General features: G+C 63.2%; 23 protein-coding genes and 2 pseudogenes. 20 read left to right on the forward strand and 5 right to left on the reverse strand.

Features of this window, described 5'->3' with window-relative positions; genetic code table 11:
- Window positions 1–172 precede the first annotated feature (172 nt).
- Entirely contained in the window at window positions 173–847 is a 675-nt protein-coding gene (locus tag KPG66_RS06885) for an HAD family hydrolase (protein ID WP_041753505.1), read from the reverse strand.
- A gap of 342 nt (window positions 848–1,189) precedes the next feature.
- Here KPG66_RS06885 and KPG66_RS06890 point away from each other — a divergent pair, with 342 nt between their 5' ends.
- From KPG66_RS06890 to bla, 9 genes and pseudogenes are all read left to right on the forward strand, one after another.
- On the forward strand, window positions 1,190–2,188 hold the full coding sequence (locus tag KPG66_RS06890) for a PRC-barrel domain containing protein (protein WP_237070360.1): 999 nt from the start codon (window positions 1,190–1,192) through the stop codon (window positions 2,186–2,188).
- Window positions 2,185–3,453: an MFS transporter gene (locus KPG66_RS06895; RefSeq protein ID WP_013435303.1), complete on the forward strand. Its 1,269-nt coding sequence runs from the start codon at window positions 2,185–2,187 to the stop codon at window positions 3,451–3,453. Before KPG66_RS06890 ends, KPG66_RS06895 begins: the two co-directional genes overlap by 4 nt.
- Window positions 3,454–3,594: 141 nt before the next feature.
- On the forward strand, window positions 3,595–4,704 hold the full coding sequence (locus KPG66_RS06900; RefSeq protein WP_237070361.1) for an OpgC domain-containing protein: 1,110 nt from the start codon (window positions 3,595–3,597) through the stop codon (window positions 4,702–4,704).
- Between the two features lie 686 nt (window positions 4,705–5,390).
- Complete coding sequence (locus tag KPG66_RS06905) at window positions 5,391–5,594, forward strand: cold-shock protein (protein ID WP_041753508.1); 204 nt, start codon at window positions 5,391–5,393, stop codon at window positions 5,592–5,594.
- Between the two features lie 210 nt (window positions 5,595–5,804).
- Window positions 5,805–6,059, forward strand: a complete 255-nt coding sequence (locus KPG66_RS06910) for a hypothetical protein (RefSeq protein WP_041753510.1) — start codon at window positions 5,805–5,807, stop codon at window positions 6,057–6,059.
- A 389-nt stretch (window positions 6,060–6,448) separates the two neighbouring features.
- Window positions 6,449–6,898, forward strand: a complete 450-nt coding sequence (locus KPG66_RS06915) for a hypothetical protein (RefSeq protein WP_237070362.1) — start codon at window positions 6,449–6,451, stop codon at window positions 6,896–6,898.
- Between the two features lie 86 nt (window positions 6,899–6,984).
- On the forward strand, window positions 6,985–7,296 hold the full coding sequence (locus KPG66_RS06920; RefSeq protein WP_237070363.1) for a hypothetical protein: 312 nt from the start codon (window positions 6,985–6,987) through the stop codon (window positions 7,294–7,296).
- A 72-nt stretch (window positions 7,297–7,368) separates the two neighbouring features.
- Window positions 7,369–8,453, forward strand: a pseudogene (locus KPG66_RS06925) (multicopper oxidase domain-containing protein).
- Between the two features lie 181 nt (window positions 8,454–8,634).
- On the forward strand, window positions 8,635–9,576 hold the full coding sequence (gene bla, locus KPG66_RS06930; protein ID WP_237070364.1) for a class A beta-lactamase: 942 nt from the start codon (window positions 8,635–8,637) through the stop codon (window positions 9,574–9,576).
- Between the two features lie 265 nt (window positions 9,577–9,841).
- On the opposite strand, the gene KPG66_RS06940 is transcribed toward bla, so the two are convergent.
- From KPG66_RS06940 to KPG66_RS06950, 3 genes are all read right to left on the reverse strand, one after another.
- A complete protein-coding gene (locus KPG66_RS06940; RefSeq protein WP_237070365.1) occupies window positions 9,842–10,090 on the reverse strand; it encodes a hypothetical protein in 249 nt (82 codons plus the stop codon).
- A 166-nt stretch (window positions 10,091–10,256) separates the two neighbouring features.
- On the reverse strand, window positions 10,257–10,676 hold the full coding sequence (locus KPG66_RS06945) for an Hsp20/alpha crystallin family protein (RefSeq protein ID WP_237070366.1): 420 nt from the start codon (window positions 10,674–10,676) through the stop codon (window positions 10,257–10,259).
- 37 nt (window positions 10,677–10,713) lie between these two features.
- The gene (locus KPG66_RS06950) at window positions 10,714–11,154 is read right to left on the reverse strand and encodes an Hsp20/alpha crystallin family protein (protein ID WP_041753520.1); all 441 of its coding nucleotides are present in this window, start codon (window positions 11,152–11,154) and stop codon (window positions 10,714–10,716) included.
- A gap of 273 nt (window positions 11,155–11,427) precedes the next feature.
- On the opposite strand from KPG66_RS06950, the gene KPG66_RS06955 reads away from it, so the two are divergent.
- From KPG66_RS06955 to dinB, 5 genes are all read left to right on the forward strand, one after another.
- Window positions 11,428–14,007, forward strand: a complete 2,580-nt coding sequence (locus tag KPG66_RS06955; protein WP_442929420.1) for a penicillin-binding protein 1A — start codon at window positions 11,428–11,430, stop codon at window positions 14,005–14,007.
- Window positions 14,008–14,236: 229 nt separating this feature from the next.
- Window positions 14,237–15,334: an NAD(P)H-dependent flavin oxidoreductase gene (locus KPG66_RS06960; protein WP_237070367.1), complete on the forward strand. Its 1,098-nt coding sequence runs from the start codon at window positions 14,237–14,239 to the stop codon at window positions 15,332–15,334.
- Between the two features lie 362 nt (window positions 15,335–15,696).
- Window positions 15,697–16,866 (forward strand): chitinase, encoded by a 1,170-nt coding sequence (locus KPG66_RS06965; RefSeq protein WP_269764295.1) that lies wholly within the window; start codon window positions 15,697–15,699, stop codon window positions 16,864–16,866.
- On the forward strand, window positions 16,851–16,988 hold the full coding sequence (locus KPG66_RS06970; RefSeq protein WP_237070368.1) for a hypothetical protein: 138 nt from the start codon (window positions 16,851–16,853) through the stop codon (window positions 16,986–16,988). The genes KPG66_RS06965 and KPG66_RS06970 overlap by 16 nt, the downstream gene beginning before the upstream one ends.
- A 357-nt stretch (window positions 16,989–17,345) precedes the next feature.
- Window positions 17,346–18,512, forward strand: a complete 1,167-nt coding sequence (dinB, locus tag KPG66_RS06975; protein ID WP_237070369.1) for a DNA polymerase IV — start codon at window positions 17,346–17,348, stop codon at window positions 18,510–18,512.
- Between the two features lie 151 nt (window positions 18,513–18,663).
- Here dinB and KPG66_RS06980 read toward each other — a convergent pair whose 3' ends face one another.
- Window positions 18,664–19,314 carry a GntR family transcriptional regulator gene (locus KPG66_RS06980; protein ID WP_237070370.1) on the reverse strand — a complete coding sequence of 217 codons (651 nt, stop codon included), beginning with the start codon at window positions 19,312–19,314 and terminating at the stop codon, window positions 18,664–18,666.
- A gap of 219 nt (window positions 19,315–19,533) precedes the next feature.
- Between KPG66_RS06980 and bioB the strand changes: the two genes are divergently transcribed.
- The 6 genes and pseudogenes from bioB (at window position 19,534) to KPG66_RS07010 (ending at window position 25,888) form a co-directional block, all read left to right on the forward strand.
- Complete coding sequence (gene bioB, locus KPG66_RS06985; protein ID WP_237070371.1) at window positions 19,534–20,574, forward strand: biotin synthase BioB; 1,041 nt, start codon at window positions 19,534–19,536, stop codon at window positions 20,572–20,574.
- Window positions 20,571–20,804, forward strand: a pseudogene (locus KPG66_RS06990) (8-amino-7-oxononanoate synthase); the annotation flags it as partial. The gene bioB and the pseudogene KPG66_RS06990, both read left to right, overlap by 4 nt.
- 410 nt (window positions 20,805–21,214) lie before the next feature.
- The gene (locus KPG66_RS06995) at window positions 21,215–21,661 is read left to right on the forward strand and encodes a hypothetical protein (protein WP_237070372.1); all 447 of its coding nucleotides are present in this window, start codon (window positions 21,215–21,217) and stop codon (window positions 21,659–21,661) included.
- A gap of 882 nt (window positions 21,662–22,543) precedes the next feature.
- Window positions 22,544–23,581, forward strand: a complete 1,038-nt coding sequence (locus KPG66_RS07000; RefSeq protein WP_237070373.1) for a LysR substrate-binding domain-containing protein — start codon at window positions 22,544–22,546, stop codon at window positions 23,579–23,581.
- Window positions 23,582–23,752: 171 nt separating this feature from the next.
- Window positions 23,753–24,958, forward strand: coding sequence for an ABC transporter substrate-binding protein (locus KPG66_RS07005; protein ID WP_237070374.1), 1,206 nt, complete (start codon window positions 23,753–23,755; stop codon window positions 24,956–24,958).
- 12 nt (window positions 24,959–24,970) lie between these two features.
- Window positions 24,971–25,888 (forward strand): branched-chain amino acid ABC transporter permease, encoded by a 918-nt coding sequence (locus KPG66_RS07010; RefSeq protein ID WP_237070375.1) that lies wholly within the window; start codon window positions 24,971–24,973, stop codon window positions 25,886–25,888.
- The last annotated feature ends 1 nt before the right edge of the window (window position 25,889 follow it).

Below are 25,889 nucleotides of genomic sequence, written 5' to 3' on the forward strand. Positions count from 1 at the left end.
CAAGGTGCGAGTTGCAACTCGGCGCGGGCCACTGCACATTAACAGAACCTCGTGCGCGTAGGTTTTTTACGAGCGGAATCAGTCCGTATTCTGCGGGGGAGGCCGATGCTGCGGGGAAGCCGATGGAAAGAGAACGGCTATCGGGGCTCGACATTGGGGGGCGCGGTCGTCCTCACCGTCGTGCGGCCACCTCATCCAGGTGCCGGAGCAAATTCGCTGGGTCCTCGTACACGCGCAGCGCGCCGGCGCGCTCCAGTTCGTCCTGACCATAGCCGCCCGACAGCAGGCCGACACCGAGCGCGCGGCAGCGCTGCGCGGCGAGCATGTCCCAAATACTGTCGCCGACTACGATCGACGTCTCGATAGGCACGCCCAGCCGTTCAGCCGCGGCAATGAACAAGTCAGGATCCGGCTTGGCATAGCGCACGTCGTCGCGCGTCACAACCGGCACGCGCGACGGATCGATGCCCAATGCGGCTAAATTCTGCGCCGCCGTCTCCATCCGGCCGCTGGTCGCGATCGCCCAGCGCATGCCACTGCGCGACAACTGCTCTAGCAGTTCGCGTGCGCCGGGCAGCGGGCGCACCTGTGCATGGCGGCGCTGGTACGCATGTGCATGGCGTTGCCGCAGCCGCTCGACGCGCTCGGCGCTAAAGTCGCCCCCCGTCTCGCGCAACAGTTGATTCATGAACAGGCCACCGCTCATGCCGATGCGGCGGTGAATGCGCCATACCGACAGCTCAATCCCTTCGCTGTCCAGTGCCTCCTTCCACGCCAGTACATGGTGATAGACGCTGTCGACCAGCGTGCCGTCCAGGTCGAACAGAAATGATGACTCGATTCGCATAAGCGTCGGATTCCGTGAGTGAACGAACACAAAGCGTAAGAGCGTGGTGCACCGGGCGCAAGCCAGCTGCGCACGGCGCCAGCGTGAACGGCCCCGCATGCCATTCGGGCTCCCGCCCTGAACCCGACTGGCCAAAGCCTCGGTTATTAGAGCGAAGAAGGTGGTAACGGGGCGCAAGTTAATAGTGGGGCGCAAGGGCTATTCCCGCGAATCTTGCCTCGCGGCGTGGACATCCGGTCCGGTGTGGACGCCGCGCCGGCCAACACCTCGTGCGTCACAAAGAGCCGGGGCGCCCCTGGTGTTACACTTCGGCCATCTGCGAGCCAATCTGTCCCGTCCCTGATGAGCGGTTTTCCCCGACGCGCTTGCCGCCCGAATCATCCCATTCCGATTCTACGTTGTCTGTGCCTGTTGATCATGCTGACGGCGCTTACCGCTTGCAGCACGTTCGATCAGCAAAGCCCGGCACCGATCGTCGAAGGCACGGTGCAGGCGGTGCCCATGCCTGAAGCGGCGCCGCCGGAACCGCTCGCGCCGCCGGCACAATCCGAGCCCGAGCTGCATGAGGCGAAGGCCGATAGTGATCGCGCGGCGCCGAAAAAGCCGCACCGGCCGCCACAACGCACCACGGTGGCTGCGCCTTCGCCGCCACCAGCGCAGCCAGCGCCGGCGCCGCTGATCGCCTCGCGGCTGCTGTATCCGGGCCAGGTCAAGGGCCTGCTTGATACCGAGGTGCAACGGCCGGATGGCAAGGCCATCGGCCATGCCGTGGACTTGGTGGTCGATGCCAGCGGGGCGCCGCGCGAGATCGTCGTCAACCTGACGGGGTTCATGGGGGTCGGGGATCGCAAGGTCGATTTCCCGCTTGGCGCGCTGCGGATCAAGCCGGTGGGGCCGCGTGCGGCTGGGGCGTTGGAGCTGGTGCCATCGCGCACGCCGCCGATCGATCCGGCCAAGCCGGCGCAAGTCGGCAGCGCGCCATCGGGCACTGTGCCGTTGATGGACGCTGCCGTGCAGCGCACCAACGGCTCGAAGGTGGGGCGCGTCGTTGACGTGCTGGTCGATGCGGGGCTGCGGCCACAGGCCGCGGTGCTCGAGTTGGGTAACTTGATTAGCCCGGACCGGCGGCGGATCGCTGCCGATTGGTCAGCGCTGCGCTTCGTGACCCGGGACAAGGCCATCCAGTTGCTGTTGGACCTGTCGGACCCGCAGCTGGATGCTTCGCCGTTGTATGCGGCCAATCAGCCGATCCGTGCGGTATCGCCCGCACCCACCGCCGCGCGCGGCACGCCGGCCACGGCACAACAGCCGGTGGCCCCGGCAGGGCGGGCCTCCCGATGAGCAAGACTGTCATACCGGATGCACGGAGCCTGCGTGCGCTAGATGGCCTGAACTTCTTCCTTGCGAACGTTCAGACGGGGTTCGGACCGTTCATCGCCGCGTACCTGGCCACGCACAAATGGACCCAGGGAGAAATCGGCATCGCGCTGTCGGTGGGCACGATCACGGCAATGGTCAGCCAGGTGCCGGCCGGTGCGTTGATCGACGCGACGCAGAACAAGCGTGCCGCGGCGATGGCGGCGATCGTTGCGATCGCGATCTGCGCGCTGCTGCTGGCCGGCAGCCCGACGACGATTCCCGTGCTCGCTGCGGAGGTGTTCCACGGCTTTGCCAGTTGCATGTTGACGCCGGCCCTCGCGGCGTTGTCGCTCGCGCTGGTCGGCCGCCACGCGTTAGGCGACCGGCTGGGCCGTAACGCGCGGTTTGCCTCGATCGGCAGCGCGGTGGCGGCCGGGTTGATGGGATTGTTCGGCGAATATGTGTCAGTGCGCTCGGTGTTTTGGTTGACGGCTGCATTGACGCTGCCAGCCATTGTCGCGTTATACATGATCGATCCGTCTCATCTGGGTCCGGCGCGCGCCGCGCGCGACCTGCGACGGCGGCCCCTGCCGGCGGAGACGGCGACGGCGCCGCCGCGCGAGAGCATCGGCGAACTGTTGCGGGATCGGCGCATGCTGACATTCGCCGCGTGCATCGTGTTGTTTCACTTGTCCAATGCGGCCATGTTGAATCTGGCGGCCGGCGAAGTCACCGCGCATATGGGCGACAACGTGCAACTGGTGATTGCCGCGTGCATCATCGTGCCGCAGATCATCGTGGCACTGCTCTCGCCGTGGGTCGGGCGCTCGGCGCAGCGATGGGGGCGCCGGCCAATCCTGTTGCTGGGCTTTGCCGCGCTACCGGTGCGGGCGCTACTGTTCGCTGGCATCACCACGCCGAGCCTGCTGGTGCCGGTGCAAGTCTTCGACGGGCTGAGCGCCGCGGTATTCGGCGTGATGCTGCCGTTGATCGCGGCCGATGTGGCCGGCGGCAAGGGCCGCTACAACCTGTGCATCGGCGTATTCGGCCTGGCTGCCGGCATCGGCGCGACGCTGAGCACCGCGCTTGCCGGACTGGTCGCGGACCATTTCGGTAACGGCGTGAGCTTCATCGGCTTGGCGGCAGCCGGCACACTGGCCGTGCTGCTAGTCTGGCTGGCGATGCCCGAAACGCGCGAGGCCGACGCAACGGACGCCGACATGCCGCCGCTCGCGCGTGACGTGTGAAAGGCATTGACAAGTGAAGACGCGGGGTTCAATGGCATAATATAGGGCTGTACCGATCGCGCAGCGCTTTGTCTTAATGACGGGCGGTGCACGGTGGGCTCCCGGCCTGCCTTGCCTTTTCATCCATCCCCTTCGTATTTGATGCAGCCATCGACTGCTCGCTTGGCCGAGCTCGACTTTTTTCGTGGCCTCGTATTACTGATCATCGTCGTCGATCACATCGGCGGCAGCATGTTGTCACGTGTGACGCTGCACACCTACGCGCTGTGCGATGCGGCCGAAGTATTTGTGTTTCTGGGCGGCTACGCCACTGCCATCGGGTGGACCACGCTCGCCGCGCGTTGCGATGAGGCCGCTGCGCGTCGGCGTTTCATCCGCCGTGCATGGGAAATTTACCGTGCTTTCCTCGTCACCGCCGGCTTGATGTTGCTCGTCAGCGCGATTTTGCGCGCGTTCAGCATCGAGGCGCCGAATATGGCGTCGTCTGACCTGGACGGGTTGATTGCGTCGCCTGTGGTGGTGCTGCGCGACATCTTGTTGTTTCGACGGCAGCCCTATTTGGCGTCCGTGTTGCCGATGTATGCGTTCTTTGCGCTGGCGGTACCGGTGATCATCCCGCTCGCGCGCAGCCGGCCCTGGTTGCTGGCGGCGTGCTCGCTCGCGCTGTGGTGCCTGGCCGGTGACGCGTACTGGCTGCTGCCGGCCGCCCAGGAGAACCGGTGGGACTTCAATCCGTTCGCCTGGCAAGCGATGTTCACACTCGGCGCGCTGGCACGCTGCCAGCCAATCTACGTTGGCCTGCGTCGTTTGCGCGCAGGCTGGGTTGTCAGCGTCGTCGCGCTGCTTACAGTGCTCGTCTGCGCGTATTGTAAATTGTCCGTCGATGGCGCGTCGTACAGTGTGATGAAGCGCGATTTGCAATGGCCCCGCGTGGTCAATTTCGTCGCACTCGCCTGGCTGGTGACGAACCTGGTGCAATATGGCTGGATGCGTCGGCTGGCCGGATGGGTGCCGTGGATCGGCGTTGTAGGGCGCAAGGGCCTATTGTGCTTTGTGGCGGGTACGGTAATTTCGCTCAGTGTTGATTCGGTACTCTACTGGTGGACCGACGGGTGGCTCGATGTGCCGCTCGGGCTCGTCGCCGATGCAGTGGCGATCGCCTCGTTGCTGCTCGTGGCTGGCTGCGCAGATCCGCTCAAGCGATGGCTCGGGGCAGCCGCCGGTGCACGCCGCACGGCCGGCGCAGCTTGAGCGCGTACGTATCAACTTCGCGTGGCGGGCAACACGCTGCGGCCGTATAGTGAACCAACACGGCGAAGTCTGCAGATGCCGGCCTGCGGTCCGTCATGCCAGTGCGCCCGGCGGCACATCCTCGTTGCAGCGCCGCGCGAGGCTTGGTGTCGTCACCGGGCATGTCCGGCTGGCGCCATCGAAGTCGGAATGTGTGGCGCCGGAAACACATCTAATGAGTATTCCAGAAGTGTCGTGAACCGGTATATACGAGGTTTCGTAGTGGCGCGACACTGGAAGGGCCGCCGCGTCCGAGCCGCTCTCGTGACAGGATGTCCGCGACTGAGACCGTCAGGCCGGTATGGCAGACAGCGCGGCGCTCGCGCGGCAGCGCAGTGAGGATGTAACGGCATAAGCACTGGCCACGCGGAACGTGTCAGTTTGTTGGCCGCCGGGCGCGTACTGTGTCCACTATCAGAATCATCCACTATCAGGATTTTTATTGCTTAAGCATGGCCATGCGCGAAAACGTTTGACTGTATGCATCATCTCGCGTATCTTTGCTGACTGAAGTTTTCAAGATGTCCGATTGCTGTTCATCATCTGTCCGCGACCCACGCGGTACGCTCGTTGTCCTCTCCCTCTTGATCGCTTCCGTACTGCCGCACTAAGCGGGAAACATTTATTTTCTTTTGAGGGATTCTTCTATGGATACCGGTATTGTTAAGTGGTTCAACGACAGCAAGGGTTTTGGTTTCATCACGCCGGACGCGGGGGGTGAAGACCTGTTTGCGCATTTCTCCGAAGTCACCGGAGAGGGATTCAAGACGCTGGTGGAGAATCAGCGCGTCAGCTATCAAGTCAAGCGTGGCCCGAAGGGCCTGCAGGCTGCCAACATCAAGCCGTTGTAAGCGCTATACGTCCGGATGTGTCCGGACGACAGACTGCCTCGCGTCCGTGGGGCAGTAGTATTGCCCGCCAGTCTCCCGCGCCGTGCCGTCTTCCGACCGCTCGGCCGTCGATCCAGCGCTTCGCGCTCCCATCTGAATGCGCCCATCCACCCTGGGTGTCGCCCGTTCGTGGCCACTGGCCGGCTGTGTCACATCATAAAGATAAAGACAATGCACAATCAAACTATTCAAATGTACCGCGGTTATGCGGTGCAGCCTTCCGCGCATCGGTTGCCCGATGGCTGTTTTTCTTCTAACGTGACGCTGGAACGGGAAAATTCGCCGTTGTCGTCGTCGCCGTTGACTGCAGTGGCGAGCGCAGCGACGTTATATTCTTTTTATTCGCTCGATTATTTTAGTTCTGAACAAGAGGCGGTTCGCTATTCGAATCGCTGGGCCCAGCAGTGGATTGATATGCGCGGCTGAACACCGTCGCCCACGGCTGCCCCGAATACGGCGCATCGGCTGATCGAGGCGCGGCGAGTTCCAAGCGTCCGGCAGGGCCATGATGCGGCCGGCTTCCCGGTCCGATTCGAAAGGGCCCATGCCATGCTGCCACAGCAACGCCCGGACGGCATCAAACATTAAAAAACGTTCATATCGACGTCGTGACGGCGGCCGACGAGCGACTCGTCCACCTCAACGTTGGCGCCGCTTGGCAAGTACTGCTCGACGATGGCTGACCCATCGTTGCGAATCCATTTGAGCATACTGATGGCACGCGCCGATGCAGCACTGTGTATGTGGCGAAGGCGCAAGGCCGCAGCGCTGTGATGACCGCTTAGCAGCCATCAGTTTATGCTAAACTGCCGCGCATGTCCGTTTGTCGCAGAGCTTCTATCGTCTTGCTGCTGGTGCTGGGTTTGCCGATCCGGCTCGCGGTGGCATCCGTGAATTGTGATCTATCGCAGTTCACGCCGCCTGTCGCGCATGCGCAGTCCGCTCATGTCAAGAGCGCCGTGCGCAGTACCGATTCGCATGAGGTGTTGGCCGCCCGGGCGATATCGCCGGACGCTTCATGCGTGGCCGCGTCCGATGGCACGCATACCGACCATCGAGGTCATTGTGACCACGCATCGCATCATGGCGCGGGCCAGTGCAGTGGTGGCGCAAACTGCTGCGTCAGCGCGCCGTTGCCGTGTGTCGGCGCGATTGCCGACATCCATGCATTCGTCCACCTCCATTTGCTGCCTCAGCCGTCCGTTGGCGCAATCCGCTTCCTGACTGGCGGTATTGATCGGCCTCCAAGCGCGCATCTCGTCTGAGTTCATCGTCCGCTCGCCGGTGCAGGCGAAGCGGTGACCTGTCGGCCGGCCGTCACGCCGGCCCTTGGACCTTGTTCGAGATCATCATGCGCAAGCTGTTTACAGCGCTCGCGTGCGCCGCGACTCATGTGCCGCAGTTCGTCCACGCCGAGTCCGCTTTCCCGGGGCCGGCCGACGCCAGTGCGTCGGTTCCGGTTGTCACCGTGCCACCGGCCTTTGTCGAATATCGCCGATACGACAATAGTGACGCCGTCGAGTGGATTCGGTTGAATCGCGTGCTTGCGCCGGGCCGTGGCGAATCGGCCGCGCCGAGCCGTTCAAAACGGATCTGGAGCGTGCGCTCGGCGGCCGTTTGCCGACGGTGGCGCAGCACACTGGGGCTGTGGCGGCGGCGGTAAGCGTTCCTGTGGCAAGCCAACCGACGACACGCAGGCCGGCCGCTGCCCACGAGCAGCAGGAGGAGCACTGAGATGGTCACACGCCGACAATTTTTGAACGGCTCCGGCGCCGCATTGCTGGGCGCGGCCCTAGTCAGCAAGGCCGGTGCGGCGGCGTTGCCGGAGGCACCGTCCAGCGCCAGTGCCGCCACCCAGCCGCCGTTGGCTCCGCGAGAGGGCCGGCCGTACAATCCGGTCGTCACGCTCAACGGTTGGTCGCTGCCGTGGCGCATGCGCCATGGTTGGAAGGAGTTCCATCTGGTGGCCGAGCCGGTGGTGCGCGAGATCGCACCGGGGATGCAAGCGAACCTGTGGGGCTATAACGGGCAGGCGCCGGGCCCGACGATCGAAGCGGTCGAAGGCGACAAGGTGCGCATCTTCGTGACGAACCGCTTGCCCGAGCACACCACCGTGCATTGGCATGGGATGCCGCTGCCATGCGGGATGGATGGCGTGGGCGGACTGACGCAGCCGCATATCCCGCCCGGCAAGACGTTTGTCTACGAGTTCCAGCTCGAGCGGCACGGCACCTTTATGTATCACCCACATGCCGACGAAATGGTGCAGATGGCGATGGGCATGATGGGCCTGTTCATTGTCCATCCGAAAGCGCACGGCGTGATGCCAGTTGACCGAGATTTTGCATTCTTGATGTCCGCGTATGACATCGATCCCGGCAGCTTCACGCCGAGGGTGAACGAAATGACGGATTTCAACGTCTGGAGTTGGAATGCACGGGTGTTTCCCGGGATCGACCCGCTGCCGGTGCGCCGCGGCGAGCGTGTGCGGATTCGCTTCGGCAATCTGACGATGACCAATCATCCTATCCATCTGCACGGGTACGCATTCGAGGTGACGGGAACCGATGGGGGCTGGATCGCGCCGGCAGCGCGATGGCCGGAAGTGACCGTGGATGTCAGTGTCGGCCAGATGCGGGCGATCGAGTTCGATGCATCGCGCCCAGGGGATTGGGCCTGGGCCGCGACGACTACCGGGATCCGGGCTGGTACCGGCACCCCAAGGGAACGGTCGCGTACGAATACGCCCAGGAGCCGGCCGCCACGCGCGGGCCAGACGCTAGATATGGCCCGGTTCTTTCAAACCACCATAAAGGATGATGAAATGAGCGTAGCTTCGGAAAAATAGGGGGTCTGCGTCCACTGCCAGGCGTTAATTTTTTTAGTGTCCTTGCAATTATCATTGCCTATCACCCACAAGGAAAAGGACTGATAATTCTCTCTATTGGGCAATACTGTTGGGCAACAACATTTTCTGCTTCGACTAACAAAAGGAAAGCTAATGGATTATTGTCGCTCCCGTCGCGCGCTGCTGCGCGCCTGTGCAATGCTCCCGTGGATGCCAACGCTGGCAGCGTGTGCGGCGCAGGAACCGAGCGCCTCGGCGCCAGGGTCATCCGCGTTGCTAGGGCCGGCCACATTGCAAGGGCCGGCTGCGTTGCCACTCGAGGCGCTTGCGGCACTGGAAGCGCGCATGCGCGGGCGCCTCGGCGTTTGCGCGATCGACACGGGTAGCGGCGCGCAACTCGTGCACCGTGCAGCGGAGCGTTTCCCGTTCTGTAGTACGTTCAAGGCGGTGCTTGCGGCAGCCGTACTGGCCCGCAGCGGGGATACGCCCGACTGGTTGTCGCAGCGCGTCCGATATGGCTTGGCTGAGGTGGTCAGCTATTCGCCGATCAGCGGGCAACATGCCGGCGACGGAATGCGCATTGATGAAATGTGCGCGGCAACGCTGCAGTACAGTGATAATACGGCAGCGAATCAGTTGATGAAGGTGCTTGGCGGACCGGATGCGGTGACGGCATTCGCCCGCTCGATGGGCGATGCCACCTTTCGGCTGGATCGCTGGGAGCCGGAGTTGAACACGGCGATACCCGGGGACGTGCGCGACACATCGACGCCAGCGGCGATGGCGAACACGTTGCGCGCAGTGATGCTGGGCGATGGATTGCGTCCGTGGCAGCGACAGCGATTGCAGCAATGGATGCTGGACAATCGCACGGGCGACAAGCGAATCCGTGCCGGTGTGCCTGCGCAGTGGCGCGTTGCCGACAAGACGGGTACCGGGGAGCACGGAACCACCAACGACATCGGGGTCCTTTGGCCGCCCGGACGAGCGCCGATTGTGCTGTCCGTCTATTTCACACAGCCACGGCGGGATGCGCCGGCGTGCGACGAGGCGATCGAGCAAGCCACGCGTATCGTGGTCGACGCGCTGAGTTGAATGCATGCCCTGGCGAGTCGCCATTCAGATCGGTCATGCACGAGACTTTGTCGGATATGCCATCAAGCGCCCAATTGGGCAACCAGTTCATGCGTTGGCGGGCGCTGCATTGCGTCAAGTAGGCGCATGCCGCCGAGCTGTTTGGTGTCAGCCAGGCGACGATTTCCTGCTGGGAGGCGGGCTTACAACAAGTGGAGTGGGCCAAGCGGCGACGCGTGGCGCATGCATCGCCGGCGCGGCGCACTGTGCGCCCGCGCCTGCTTTGCTAGAGCGCGTCTCCCACGCCGGCGTGTAGTGGTGGCGGCGTGCGGATGGTCTCCAGCCGGCTCGCTGCGGCGAGCAGCGACTGGCCGGTCGGCGTGAGCATCGGACGGCGATGTCCTTCGGCGGGCTCTTCCAACTCGACGAGTTGCCGCTCGAGCAGCGTGTCTAGCTCGGCAGCACGGTTCATGTCGATCTGCTCCGGTGCGCTGCGAATCAGCATCAACGTAGCGAATCCGTGTGGGCTCAGCATCTTCGTTCCCAATCGTCCATGAAGCTGCGATCCTGTCGCCTGGGATCGCAAGATAAAGCGGCGAGATGACAGGCCAATGACAGCGGCCGCCCAGCGCTCCGACGCGCAATCGCGTCGGAGCGCGAGCCGTCGAGCGGCCACCGGTCCGCTCGACTCCTGATGGCGTTCAGCCGATGCTGACGTCGATCCGGCGAGGCTTAGCCTCGTCGCGGCGTGGAATGGTCAGCTTCAGCACGCCGTCGCGCAATTGCGCATCGATGCGTGACGCATCCAGATCCGCGCCTAGCGCAAACGTGCGGGCGAAATGCGGATCGCGCAATTCGGCGTGCTGGACCCGCAAGCCGGCGGGCGTCGGCACGACGGCCTCGGCCTCGATCGACAGCGTGCTGTCCTGCACGCTCACGTGCAACTTGTCGCGTGGCACGCCGGGCAGGTCAACCAGCAGTGTAACGCCGTTGCGGTCCTCGAAGATGTCCACGGTGGGCGCCACTGTCGTGCGGCGCGGTTGCGGCGCCGTTGCGCCTTGTGCGGCGACGTTGGCGTCCTGATGGGTGGGACGTTCGACCAGTTCAGTAGTGTGGCTCATGGTGTGCTCCTGGTTTGCGTCAATGCGGGTCAACAGGTCATTGCACCGTGATCGCTCGTGGCTTGGATGCCTCAAGCTTGCCGATAGTCACGCTCAGGCAGCCGTTCACATAGCGCGCCTGGACCTTGTCCGGATCGGCCTGGTGCGGCAATTCGATGATGCGGCGGAAAGTGCCGCTGAAACGCTCCTGCAGATAGGTCCGCGTGTCGTCGGCGCGCTCCGGTTGCACACGCTTGCGCTCGCCGCTGAGAATCAGCAAGCCGTTGTCGATCGACACATCGATCTGCGCCGGATCGAGTCCGGGAGCAAATGCGACGATCTCGATCGACTCGTCCGTGCTGCCGATGTTGACCGCGGGGAATGTCCCGACGCGCGACGCGCGCAGGCTAGTCGGCATGTTGGCGAACAGGTTCGCAAACTGCCGTTGCAGACGGTCGATGTCGTTGAAGATGTCCGTGCTGAAAAACAAATCACTCATGGCTTGCTCCTTCGATCCTTCGTCGAAGGGGCGAACCGGGCTACGCGCTCCAGTCCGCCCGCCAACGTGGATCCGTCGACAAACAAATCGAAACACGCAGCGCGTCATACACGCGGCTGCCTAAGTGATTCATAACATAGTCCCGCCGCGCGAAATTTCAAGAGGGAGCCGACATGGGGGGATGCCGATTTTGGTACGATTCAGCCTTTCATCGAACAATAGCCGACTGTGAGACGCACGGACATTGCCCCGCTGCGCGCGTGGTGCGCCGCCCTGCTGGCCTGTGTGGGCCCACCCGCCGTGAGGCTCTGGCGGCGCGCGCGGCATCCGGGCCGGCGCGAGTTGGCCTGGGTGGCTGCGGCAGTGCCTGCCGCGATGGCGCTGTACGTGCTGATCCTGGTGCCGTTCACGCCCGGCATCGGCGATATCCGCAAGGCGAAGGTCGAGCAACCGGCGCAGGTGTTGTCCGCGGACGGCAAGTTGCTGGCCCAGTTCAAGCCGTCCAATCGTGAATGGGTCGCTTTGTCCGACATCTCGCCGCACGTGCTCGATGCGTTGATCGCGACGGAGGACCATCGGTTCTATCAACATCACGGCCTGGATTGGCGACGCACGGCAGCAGCGGCCGCGCATACGTTTTCCGGCGACCGGCAAGGCGGCTCGACCGTCACGCAGCAGCTTGCCCGCAACCTGTACCCGGACGAGATTGGGCGGGCACCGACGCTCACGCGCAAAATCAAGGAGGCCATGACCGCCTTGAAGATCGAGGCCGTGTACACGAAAGCCGAGATCTTGGAAACTTATCTAAACACCGTCCCGTTCCTGTACAACGCGTATGGGATCGAGATGGCGGCCCGCACCTATTTCGACAAGCCAGCCCGTGAATTGGACGTGTTGCAAAGTGCGACGTTGGTCGGCATGCTCAAGGGCAATAGCTACTACAATCCGGTCATCAACCCGGATCGCGCGTTGCAGCGTCGCAACACGGTGCTCGCGCAGATGGTTAAGTACGGCAAGCTGACGCCGCACGCGTACGAATCGCTGGCGCGCCGGCCGTTGCGGCTGGATTTCGAGCGACAGGTCGAGCCCCCCGGCCCCGCGCCTCATTTTGCGCAGCAATTGCGCAAATGGTTGATCGCGTGGGCGGATCGCCACGACTATAATCTCTATTCCGACGGCTTGATCGTGCGCACGACCATCGATTCGCGGCTGCAGGCGATGGCCACGCAATCCGTCGTGCTGCATGGTCATCAATTGCAGGCCATTGCCAATGCCGCTTGGTCGACCGCTTCGGCGTGCGTGGGCAGTCACGATTTTGTGCAGACCTTTGTGCGCGACACGCCGAACTACCGGGCGGCGCTCGACGCGGGGTTGACGAGCCAGCAGGCGCTGAAGCGGCTGTTGGCCGATCGTGGTTTCATGCAGGCGCTGTGTGACGAGAAAACACGTGTACAGGCGGACTTCATCGCGATTGATCCGCGCGATGGCGCAATCAAGGCATGGGTGGGCAGCCGCGATTTCAACAAGGATCCATTCGACCACGTGCAACAGGCGCGACGGCAACCCGGCTCAACGTTTAAGCCGTTCGTCTATGCCGCCGCGTTCGAACAGGGCGCCCGTCCCGACGATACGATTGTCGACCAGCCAGTGTCGATCGCGCTGCGAGGGGGAGAGATTTGGCGCCCCGCCGACGACGTCCCGCCCAGTGGGCAGCCCATGACGCTGCGCGACGCTCTGGTGTACTCGCGCAACCGCATCACCGCCCAATTGATGCAATCGGTCGGGCCCGCGAAGGTGGCCAAGCTTGCACAGGCGATGGGCGTGCGCGACAGCATGCTGAACCCCGTGCCATCGCTGGCGCTCGGCACGAGCCCCGTCACGCTCAAGGAGATGGCGTCCGCATACAGTACCATCGCCGATGGCGGCCGCTATGTGCGGCCTATGATGGTCACACGTATTGAGGACCGGGACGGCAACGTGCTGGCGCAATTCGCGCCGGATGCAGGCAAGCAGGTGCTGCCTGCCGACGTCGCATGGACGTTGCTCGACGTGATGCGGGGCGTGATCGATCGGGGCACCGGTGCTGCGATCCGCACCCGCTTCGGCATTCGTGCGGACGTAGCTGGTAAGACGGGCACGACACAGGACAACGCGGATGGCTGGTTCATCCTGATGCACCCGCAGTTGGTCGCCGGTGCATGGGTCGGCTTCAATGACAGCCGCGTGACGCTGCGCAGCGATTACTGGGGACAGGGCGCACACAGCGCGCTGCCGATCGTTGGCGACTTTTACCAGCGCGCGCTGCGCGCGCGGCTCGTCGATCCGCGCCTGCGGTTCGCGAGCGAGCCGCCGCCCGGTATTGTGCAGCGCGTGCTCGCGCAGGTTCGTGCCTGGTTCGTGCAAGTGTTCCCGGCGGCGCACCAGGCCAAGCCCCCAGCGCCGCCGCGCCGGGCGCCGCGGCGGATCGAGTCGTCCGCAGGTGAGCTTGCCGCGCCACCGCTAGCGAGCGGCATCGCTGTGGACGGCGCGAGCATGGGGCTGCCGACGGCCGCGTCGGCCTCGGCAGCTGTGTCGGCCAGTGTGCCGCCGACATCGACACCGGGTTCGAGAGCCGGGATGCCTGTCACGCCTGCTGCGTCGCCGGCGGCGGCATCCGGTGCGCCGGATGGTGCCGTGGCGTCGGTCGGCCCTGGCGGCGCAGCCGACGGGCCGGCCACGTCGCCCGGCCCATCGTCGCCGGGCCCAGCTCCCTTGCGTACCTTACCCTCGTTCGGCAATGAGGTGCCGTGGGATCCGACGCGGAGCCCTGACGCAGTGGATCCGGATGCCGCCGGACCAGATGCCGGGGGGTAAAGCGCCTGCACCGGAGAGCAGCCGCGTGGGTGGCCTGCCGCATGGCTACCGTGTATACCGTGTCGAGCGCAATGACAGATCTGTTTTGGCGATGGTTTGCATCTTGCATTTTCATTGGATCGCCGGCGGCTGGGCCCGTATGCTTTGAGCGTGCCGTGTTCCAGCGTCCGTGCTGCCGGACGTACCGATCTGGCTAGGCATTGGCCCGATCCGCCACCAGGAGACCCCCGTGAACCATTCGCCTTCTTCACCGAACACCGGCGGCGACGCTCGAAGCCGTGCGGCCGCGTTCTGCAGCCAATTTGGGCTGTCGGCGCCGATCTTGCTGGCACCGATGGCTGGCGCGTGCCCGCCGGCATTGTCGATTGCCGTGGCCAATGCAGGTGGCATGGGCGCCATGGGGGCGCTGCTGACGCCGCCGCAAGGTATCGTGCAGTGGGCCGACGCATTTCGCCGTGGCAGCACCGGGCGCTTCCAGTTGAATCTATGGATTCCTGATCCGCCGCCCGAACGCGACCGGGACAACGAGCAGCGCGTGCGCGCATTCCTGGCGCAGTGGGGGCCTGGTGTGCCCGAGTCGGCAGGCGATGCGGTGCCACCGGATTTCGCAGCGCAATGCGATGCCCTGATCGAGGCGCGGCCGGATGTCGTTACCTCGATCATGGGGGTATTTGCGCCCGCGTACGTGAAACGCTTGAAGGACCACGGCATTGCCTGGTTCGCGACAGTCACGTCGCTGGACGAAGCCCGGAAGGCACAGGCAGCGGGAGCCGATGCGATTATTGCGCAAGGCTTCGAGGCGGGCGGTCATCGTGGCGCGTTCGATGCGGCCCGAGCGGAGCGGCAAGCTGTTGGCCTGTTTGCGCTGCTGCCTCGCCTGGCCGACCACATTCGCGTCCCGTTGGTCGCCGCCGGCGGTATCGGCGATGGCCGTACGCTGGCGGCCGCGCTGATCCTCGGCGCGAGCGCGGTGCAGCTTGGTACCGCTTTCCTGCGTTGCCCGGAGGCGGCGCTGAACCCCGCATGGGCGGACGCGCTGGACGGATTGGAGCCGGAGGACACCGTACCGACGCGCGCGTTCACTGGCCGTCTCGGCCGTTCGGTGGCAACCGATTACGTGCTTGCAGCGGCGGCGCCGAATGCCCCACATCCGGCGCCGTATCCAGTACAGCGTGCGCTTACCGCATCGATGAAAGAGGCAGGCGCAGCGGCGCGTGACTATCATCGAATGCAGGTATGGGCTGGGCAGGCTGCCGCAATGGCACGGGCGGTCCCCGCTGCGCGCGTGGTGCGCGACGCGTGGGCCGACGCACAGCGCTATTTATAAAAAGTGCGTTCGTCCTCGGGCCTTCGCTAGGCGCGATGCCGGCTCGCGCCTGGCGATACATGAATGCCCGCTTTCGCCCATGATCCGGCAACGTTCGTGGACGGCACGACGCAACGGTCTGCTTCAGCCAGCCGCAGGGGCGCAATAACGTTTCGACTCCCGAAACTGATCCTCAGCTTTGCTCGAAGCGCCACGAGAATCAACTCGGACGTTGTCTATAGCGACTATCACAAACAGACAGGCCTGTATTGTCGAATGTTAATAGAGCGATGCAGCCAGCGCGCCTGTGGTGGTCACGTTCCCTTCATCAATCAGGAGAAGCAATGAAAAAGCACCTGTTGAAAGCGATAGCCCTGTCAGCCATGAGCGTTGGTCTCTGCGGGCATGCGTTTGGCGAAGGCGTGTATGCGCCTTATGTCGACATGACGGCATGGCCCACGCCCTCGCTGGACGAGGTCGGCGTGCGGCAAGGGATCCAGCAATTCACAATGGCATTCGTGCTGTCCGGCGGCAACCAATGCGTGCCGTCGTGGGGCGGCGTGCAGCCGATCGGACGCGGCCAAACGTCGGATTTGCTGACCTCCATCGCCAAGTCGATCAACAATTATCGAGCCAAGGGCGGCGAGGTGTCGATTTCGTTTGGCGGCCAAGCTGGCATGCCGTTGATGCAAGCATGCAGCAGCGCGTCGGCGCTGGCCGCGGCGTATCAGACGGTGATCGATACGTATTCGTTGACGCATATCGATTTCGATATCGAAGGCGCGGCGCAAACGGACAGCGCGGCGCTGACGCGCAATTTCCAGGCTGTACGGCAACTGCAGCACACGATGCGCACCAACGGCAAGGCACTGCATGTAACGTTGACTCTCCCGGTGATGCCATCGGGGCTGACCGCCGATGGCTTGCGCGTACTCGACGCAGCGCTAGACAACGGTGTGACGCTGGATACGGTCAACATCATGGCGATGGACTATGGCAATGGCACAGCTGACATGGGCGCGGCGGCGAAGCGCGCTGCCACGTCAGTCTACGCGCAGTTGGATGCGGCGTACAAGGCGGCGGGCAGCCCGAAGACCGACGCCCAGTTGTGGCAAATGATTGGCGTGACGCCGATGATCGGCAAGAATGACGTGCAAGGCGAGACGTTCTCGCTGGCAGACGCGAAGGCGCTGCTCGACAAAGCTCGCTCGGATGGTATCGGACTGCTCAGTAACTGGTCGATCGGCCGGGACAAGGCTTGTGCGAGCAATAGCGGTGGCGCATCGCCCAGTTGTTCCGGCGTTTCGCAGCAACCGTATGCATTCACGCAGGTGTTCCGGCAACTGGGCGGCCATTGGGGCACTGGCGTGACGCAGGATTCGTCGTATGGTGGCGGCTCGCACGGTGGCAAGCCGACGCCGGGCGCGCAATGGTCCAGCTCGCAAATCTATACAGCCGGGATGACCGTCAAGTACCATGGCGTGACGTATCGTGCAAAGTGGTGGACGCAAGGCGACGTGCCGGGCCAGTCGGAGGTGTGGGCGAAGGTCTGAGCATGCCGCTGTTGCGGCCCGTGGACAGTGTCAGGAACGTGATGAGCGGGGCGGCGCTCAACTTTGCCTTGGATGCCGCCAGCGTGGTGCCGCCCGCCGTCTTGATCGGCGTGCTCGCATAGGTTGTCAGCGGCATATATGGCACCGACGCGGTCAATGACCCGTGCGTATTTAGCGCGTAGTTCAACCCGAGGTCCCGCCGCAACGCCGACTGCGGGCCGCGACCATCGCCGTCATCGGCAACAGCGTGAGTCTGGCGCGCCGGACAGGTGGGCAGGCGAAACGCGGCAATACACGTTGCAGGTACGGGTCGACAATAAAAAGCAGTTCATATGAAATGAATGCGGATGCCATCGACGCCAGTGTCGATCCCGCGGTTACCGGTTTGACAAAACGTACGCGTTCCCGCTGCGCCGCCTGTACAAATATACAGGTATACTATCGCCGTTCAACATTGCACAGCCGCCATTCCGATTGCCATGGTTCTGACGCGCCGGATCGCCCATCTTGACATGGATGCCTTTTACGCATCCGTCGAGTTGTTGCGCTATCCCGAGTTGCGCGGCAAAGCGGTGGTGATTGGCGGTGGCCGGAAGGCGGCGCCGCAGACGCTGCCGGACGGCACGCGCCGGTTCGCCCGCTTGGGCGATTATGCGGGGCGCGGTGTGGTCACCACGTCCACGTATGAGGCGCGCTCGCTCGGCGTATTTTCCGCGATGAGCATGATGAAGGCCGCGCAGCTTGCGCCCGACGCCATCCTGCTGCCCACCGACTTCGACTCGTATCGCCACTATTCACGGCTGTTCAAGGCCGCGGTGGCGACATTCACTGATCAGATCCAGGACCGCGGGATCGATGAAATCTACATCGACTTGACCGCGTTGCCCGACGATACGCGAGCGTTGGCGATGCGCATCAAGCAGGCAGTGCGCGACGCGACCGGTCTTACGTGCTCGATCTGCGTTGCGCCGAACAAACTACTCGCCAAGATCGGCTCGGAGTTGGACAAGCCGGACGGCATGACGATTTTGTCCATCGCGGACCTGCCGACGCGGATCTGGCCACTGCCGGTGCGCAAGGTTAACGGTATCGGCCCGAAGGCGGGCGAGAAGCTTGTGTCGCTGGGCATTGCCACGGTCGGCGATCTGGCGAAGGCCGATCCCGGACTGCTGCAGGAGCATTTCGGCCACAGTTATGCCGCCTGGCTGGCCGATGTCGCCCACGGCATCGATGAGCGGCCGGTGCAAGTCACGTCGGAGCCGAAATCGATGAGCCGCGAAACCACGTTCGAGCGTGATATGCACGTGCGCCACGACCGCGCCGCGCTCTCGGCGATCTTCACGGACTTGTGCGTGCGCGTGGCGCAAGACTTGACGCGCAAGGGCTATGTCGGACGCACGGTCGGGCTGAAGCTGCGCTATGCGGATTTTCGCACTGTCACGCGCGATGTCAGCTTGCCGGAGCCTACCGCGGATGCGGTTGTGATCCGGCGCGCCGCCACCGAATGTCTGAAGCGCGTGCCGCTGGACAAGCGGCTCAGGTTGCTCGGCGTGCGGGTCAGTGCGCTGCGACCAGCGCACGCACAGCGCTTGGTGCGCGAGCCGGTGCAACACGAGTTGCCGTTTGCCGAAGCGGGGCTCAGTTGAGGTGAACTGCACACCCCGTGCTGTGTTTAAGGCGGACCCAACTCGTGAACGACCTGCGACAGGGCAGGATCGCTCTTACTGCACTCACGTGCGTGACGAAAGCCGTCGATGATCAGCAGCACGGCTCGGTGGCGCGACGGATATCACCGCGCTAGCTGACCGGGAATCCGACGCGCTCCATGGTGCCGATGTGGCGTGACAACAATTGAGCGGCGCGCTCGAGATCATGGCTTTTCAACGCGTCGATGATCAGTTGATGGTCGTGGTTCGAGCGCGATTGCCAGCCGCGCGCCCGGCCGACGGCGAGCACGAAACGCGAACTGGTCAATTGCAGCACGTCCAGCGTCGCCAGCAGGCGGGGCATCGCGCAATGACGCACCAGCGCGTAGTGGAACGCTCGGTTGGCCGCATCCCACGACGCAAGCGAATTGGCGGCGTCGCACGCGGCGTGGGCGCTTTCGAGCGCCTCGAAATGTTCGGCGCGCAGGTGTGGCATAGCGTGGCGCAGCGCGAGCGGCTCGAGCACCGCCCGCATGTCAGCCGCTTCCTTGATGGCAACACGGTCCAATACGGTGACGCGCACGCCACGCCTATGCAGGATTGTCACCAGTCCGATTGCCTGCAGACGCTGGAACGCTTCACGCACGGGCACATGGCTTGCCCCAAATTCCTTGGCGATGTGGTCTTGCCGCAGGGCGGTACCGCCGGCCAACTCCCCACTGACAATACGCTCGCGCAACCGGTTCACGATATGCTCGACCAAGCTTGGCGTGTGGGTATCGCTTAGGCGCACGGTGTCCATTTCATAGATTATCTATTTTCATGAGTAAGTAAACTGACGCCAATTTCGTTATAACATCCAAGAAGCAATCGGCGTGAGCATGGGAAGTCGATAGATTATCTATTAAATGAGCTGGGTGGTCGACACCCACCACGGCCGCGGCGTGCCAGCGACGCGTGTCATCCTTACCCGTGGCCGCCGGGCCATTTTGGACCCCCACCCGCACAGGAGTATCTGCATATGTCGATTAGGGCAACAGAATCATCTGCTCAATCCTCCAGTCTGTCCGGCGACGACGCAGCGCCGATCCGGCACGACTGGACGCACGAACAAATTGCGGCGTTGTTCGATTTGCCATTCGATGACCTGCTATATCGCGCGCACACTGTGCAGCGACGCTATCATGCCGGCCGCGGCCTACAAATTTCGCAATTGTTGTCCATCAAGACGGGCGGATGCCCGGAGGACTGTGGCTACTGCAGCCAATCGGTCCACGCCGAGACCGACCTGAAGGCGAGCGCATTGATGAGCGTGGACGCAGTGCTGCAGGCCGCTGCGCAAGCAAAGGCTGCCGGCGTGCAGCGCTTTTGCATGGGAGCCGCATGGCGCAGTCCGCGCGAGCGCGACCTGGAGCGGGTCTGCGCGATGGTCGAGGGCGTGAAGGCGCTGGGACTGGAGACCTGCGTGACGCTCGGCATGCTAACCGACGCACAAGCGCAGCGCTTGGCCGAATCCGGCCTGGACTACTACAACCACAACATCGACACGAGCCCCGAATACTATCCGTCGGTGATCACTACGCGTACGTTGCAGGAGCGGCTTGACACACTCGAGCACGTGCGCAACGCGGGCCTGAAGGTCTGCTGTGGCGGCATCATCGGCATGGGGGAGTCGCGCGAGGATCGAGTCGGCATGTTGCAGACATTGGCCAATTTGCCGGCGCACCCGGAGTCAGTGCCGGTCAATTCCCTAATGCGGGTCGAAGGCACGCGGCTCGCGCACGAGCGCGACGTCGATGGGTTGGAGTTCGTGCGCACGATCGCGGTGGCCCGCATCGTGATGCCCGCGTCCGTGATACGGCTCTCGGCCGGGCGTGAGCACATGAGCGATGAGCTTCAAGCGCTGTGCCTGTTCGCCGGCGCCGGCTCGGTGTTCATCGGAGAGAAACTGTTGACTACGCCCAATCCGGCTCCCAGTCAGGACCGCGAGCTGATCGACCGGCTTGGCGCGACGAGCCAGGAGGCGGCCCCAATCCAATGGATCGCCAAATCACGGCAATGACCTCCAGAAAAACTCGCATAAAGTTGATCGAATCGCTCGGGCGCAACTTGTCGGCGCTCGATGCAGAGCACTTGCGCCGACATCGGCGCATTGCCGACAGCGCATGCAGCACGCGGATGAGCGTGGACGGACGACGCATCGTGGGTTTTGCGAGTAACGACTATCTGGGACTTGCCGCGCATCCAGCGTTGATCCAAGCGTTGGGCGATGGCGCGCGACGCTATGGCGCACACGGACGAAGACCTGGAGCGGCTGGAGACTGTACTGGCCAGCGTGGCGATGACATCCTAATCGATACTGGTGCCGACGGGCAGTCCACGCTGCCGTATCGGGAAGGCCACACACAGATCGATGCCGCGCGCGTTTTCCGCGGCGGCGCGCATGCTTCGATGCGCGCCGTGCAAGTTACGCCGCTCGGCTGGGGCGCACTGCACGAGCAGTTCGGTCTGGATGACAAGATGCTGGCGAATGTCGCTGAAGTACCTGAGCCCCATCCATTGGCCTGAGCCGCGTGGGCACGCACCGCAGCGATTGCCGCGACGCCGCGATCGATGCCGGCCAGAAGCCAGGAGGACGTACGGGCGGGCGCAGGCATTGGAAATGCTTAACACCACGTCGAATTGCGACAATGGAGGGCATCATGGGACATCAACGCTATTCGGATCACGTGACGCGCGCCCGTCGGCACGCACAATGGGCGCAGCGGCAGGTATCCAGGGCTTCGCGGCCGTCATGGCCACACCTCGGCCTGGCCGCATTGGGGCTGGTTTGCTGCGTCGCCGCCGCTGTGCCGCGGGCAGCACTCGCGGGTACGACGGATCGCCCAGCTGGCAGTCGCTCAGCCGACACGGGGCCTGTTGGTGCGGTGGCACAAGCGAAGCTGGCGTTGGCGACGCCGGACCCAGTGGCGGCGCAGGCGAAGCGGGTCACGCCGCCGATGCAACAATCCGGCGGCAGTGCCGACGGCACGCGTCACCATGGCGGCGCGGGGAACCATCCGCCCAGTGATCGAAAGAACGGGCTGGGTTTTGACACCGACAAGAGCGGGCTCACTGAGCAGCCACAGCCTTCCAAGCTTAGGCGTTAGCAGTGCGCTCCGCACTACGGCCGTCGGCGGGGCGCGGAATGTGCCACTGGACGAATCGAGATGGATCAGGATGGACGGCAGCAGTGTATTGCGACCTGCGATGCATGCGCGGCGTCTGCGACCACTGCGCGAACGCGTGCCTGCTCAAGCCGTATTCTGCGCCGCTGACCGGATGCGTACGGTTAGACATTGATTGCGCACCGGCGTGCCGTAGATTCACCTGAAGGTGCTGGCCTGCATTGCGGGCTGCCCAATTAAAACTGTCTGCGCATACCGATTGCGCATACCGATCGCAACTGTCTGCGCATACCGGTCACGAATCTCGTAGTGCCAAAGTTACCACTAGCTATTAAGTCATGCAAAGTACTGTAATCTGCACCGTCGCGATCCAATACCGCATGATGCGGCATAGCCGGCCGGTGCATATAGCGCCGTCGATCGGATAGAACATCTTTAAATTGGCTAGGCGATTTGCCTGTCTAGGAAGCAGGGCAAGGCGCTGCCACACCGACACAAGTACAGGCCACCGCAAGCATCGTTATATTTTTCATCTGGCTTCCTTCGATCAACGCCCGCTTGCACTAGCGGGGCAGACAGGTAGATGCCCGCCGGCACTTACGCAGACCGATCGGTGTGTCGGAAAAGGCCCGCCCAATCTAGGGGCCGGTAAACAAAAAAATAATGAAAATTCCAGGCCGTTATAGTCCAAACAGTAATATCGGCCGATAGGTCAGATCGACGGCAGGCACGGCGGGGATGCTCACGCTGTATGCGGATGATCGGGACCGCGCATTTCTGCGTTACGCTATGGGATCCGGACAAGGGACTGTGCTGCCGCGCCCTCGCTTGGGACGATATATGGAGGATCGACGAGACTTCATGATGAACGAAAACGTACACCAACCCTTGCCGCATACCCATAAGCTCACGCACGTTTCGCTGTCGCGCAAGCTCAAGTTGCAGCAACTGATCCTAATCGCCCAGGTCATCGACAGCGGGTCACTGCTACGCGCTGCCAACGAGTTGAGCATGACGCAGCCGGCGTTGACTAAGTCCATTCAGGAGTTGGAAGCATTCTTCGGCGAGGCATTGTTCGAGCGCACGAACCGCGGCGTCGTGCCCACGGAACTGGGTCGGCTGCTGGGCCGTCGTGCTAAATCGATGCTCACCGAACTGCGTTACCTGACCGACGAGGTCAATGCTCTGCAAAGCGGCACGGCCGGACACGTGATCGTCGGCACGCTGATATCGGCGTCGGCCCGGCTGCTGCCGGTGGCGATCTGCAAATTGAAGGAACAGGCGCCCGACATGCTGATCACGGTGCGTGAGGGGGCGACTGCGCAGTTGTTCCCGGCGCTGGCGACCGGCGACCTGGATATCGTGGTCGGCCGCCTGCCCGAGCGCGAGCTGCCGCTTGCCAATGCGTTCCCGTTGCAGCACGAGGTCCTGTTCCAGGAATCGATGTGCGTGGTGGTCGGTGCCAGGCATGCGGCAGGCCTGCCCGCGCAACCGGGCCTTGCCGACTTGATGCACTTGCCGTGGATCGTGCCACTTGGCGATTCTCCAGTCCGCTTGTGGGCTGAACGACTGTTCCATGACGCCGGCTTGCCGATGCCGGCCGATCGTGTCGAGTCGCTGTCAATGCTGACCAATCTCGGCTTGTTGCTCGAGCGGCCCTGCGCAGCGCTGATGCCGCGCGCCGCCGCGCATCAGTTCGTCGATGCGGGTTTGTTGGCGATTGTCGAGATCACCGAGGTGGCGGACTTTGGCGCCGTGGGGTTTTCAGTCCGCGCAAACAAGAAAATCAGCCCTGCATGCATGCGCTTCATCGCCTGCCTTCGGGAAAGTGCAGCCTTGGTACACGACGCGCTCGACAGCGGACAAATCGCTACTATAACGGTAGGGAATAGCGCATCCTGAAAAGGTTATTATTGTTTACACTCAGTGCCGCTTAGACTGGCTGCACTGATCTGTTTCGTAGACCTGACGCGCAGCTCGGGCAGGTCGCCGCGGCGATGCGGCAGCATACCGGGGCCGGGCCGCCGCGCCGTCTGCTGAATCGATATAACAGCCTCGTCAGGAGACCCACGCATGACCGACCGAGTCGATCACTCCACGCCGCGTCGTCGCGGCGTCCGCATGCTGATTGCGCTGGCCGCTGCCGTACTGTACCCAATGCCGGCGCAAGCCGCCGAGCCGAGGCCGCTGAAAATCGGCTTCATTGGGACATTGTCGGGTCCAGGCGGCGCGCTCGGCCAGGACCAATACGATGCATTCATGCTGGCTGTCGAGCAAAAAGGCGGCAAGCTGGGCGGCGTACCGGTTCAGGTGCTGCGCAAGGACGACCAGCTCAAACCGGATATCGCCCTCCAGGAAGCCCAACAACTGATTAATCGCGATGGGGTGAAAATCATCACCGGCGTGACGTTCTCCAACGTGATGATGGCGATCCACAAACCGGTAACCAGCGCCGGCGTGTTCCTGATCGGTTCCAATGCCGGCCCCACGCAGCTTGCCGGACCGGGGTGTTCGCCGCTGTTTTTCTCGACCTCGTGGAACAACGACGAACTGCATGAAGCAGGGGGGCAATTGGTGCAGGACTTGGGCTATAAGCACGTCTATGTGATGGCCCCGAACTACCAGGCAGGACGTGACGCGATCGCGGGCTTCAAGCGCGATTACCGCGGCACGATTGTCAATGAAGTGTACACGCAGGTCAACCAGCCTGATTACTCGGCCGAATTGGCTCAGTTGCAGGCTGCGCGGCCGGACGCCGTCTATGTGTTCTATCCGGGGGGCATGGGCGTGAACTTCGTCAAGCAGTATCGGCAGGCCGGTTTGTTGGGCAAGATCCCGTTGATTTCGGTCTCGACGATCGATGGCACGACATTACCGGCACTCAAAGAGAGCGCAGTTGGCGCGATTACCGCCGCACCGTATGCGCCTGATCTGAAGAACGCCCAGAACGCACAATTTGCGTCGTCTTTCGAGTCCAAGTACCGGCGCAAGCCATCGATGTACGCGGCGCAATCCTATGATGCGGCGAACCTGCTCGATGCTGCGTTGTCGGCTGTTAAGGGTAACGTGGCGGATCGCGATGCGCTACGTGCCGCACTGCGCACCGCGCGTTTTCAATCGGTGCGAGGTGACTTCAGCCTGGAATCCAACCAATTCCCCCGTGCCGGCTTCTATCGCGTCGACGTCGTGCGCACTGCCACCGGTGCCGCGTTCGAGAGCAAGAACCCGATCGTGCCGAAGTCCCGCACGCCGGTCTTGCAGCAGTGCAAAATGAACTGAGCGGATGCCACGATGAACCTGACGTTGGCGATCATGCAGTGCCTCAATGGCCTGCAGCTCGGCATTCTATTGTTCCTGATGGCGGCCGGCCTCACGCTTGTGTTTGGTATTGCGAACTTCGTCAACCTGGCGCACGGCTCACTTTACATGATAGGCGCTTTTGTCGGCGCGCTTGTGTATAACTTGACAAGCTCATTCATGTTGGCGACGCTGGCCGTCGTTCCCGCCATGATGGTAGTGGGCATCGCGCTGGAAGCGGGAATATTCCGCCGCCTCTACGCACGAAGCCACCTCGATCAGGTGCTGGCCACGTTCGGGCTGATCTTATTCTTCAACGAACTGGCCCGCACTTTATGGGGTCCTTCTCCCTACTATATGGAAGTGCCGCCCTCGTTGTCCGACGCCATCGACGTATTCGGCATCAACTACCCCGTCTATCGGCTGCTCATCGTGGCCGTCGGTATTGGCATTGCCCTGAGTTGCTACGTCGTCATTCATCGCACCCGCATAGGCATGCTGATTCGTGCGGGCGCAACACATCGTGACATCGTCGCCGCGCTGGGCGTCAACATGGGATTGCTCAATGCGTTGTTGTTCGGTGTCGCCGCTGCGCTGGCAGGCGTTGCCGGGTTGCTCGCCGGCCCGATCTTGTCCGTGCAGTCTGGCATGGGCGAGCCCGTTCTGATCCTGACGATGGTGGTCATCGTCATCGGCGGGATCGGATCGGTCCGTGGTGCCTTTTATGCAGCACTGATCGTTGGCGTGGTGGACACACTCGGCCGTACGCTGCTGCCGGTGGCGCTGCGCGAGTTGCTGGAGCGCAGCGCCGCTGACAGCGCCGGGCCTGCGCTCGCATCGATGCTGATCTATATCCTGATGGCGGCCGTGCTCGCGTGGCGTCCGCAAGGGCTTTTTTCGGTCAAACACTGAA

It is taken from the genome of Mycetohabitans sp. B2 (genome assembly GCF_021733735.1).
GTDB lineage: Bacteria > Pseudomonadota > Gammaproteobacteria > Burkholderiales > Burkholderiaceae > Mycetohabitans > Mycetohabitans rhizoxinica.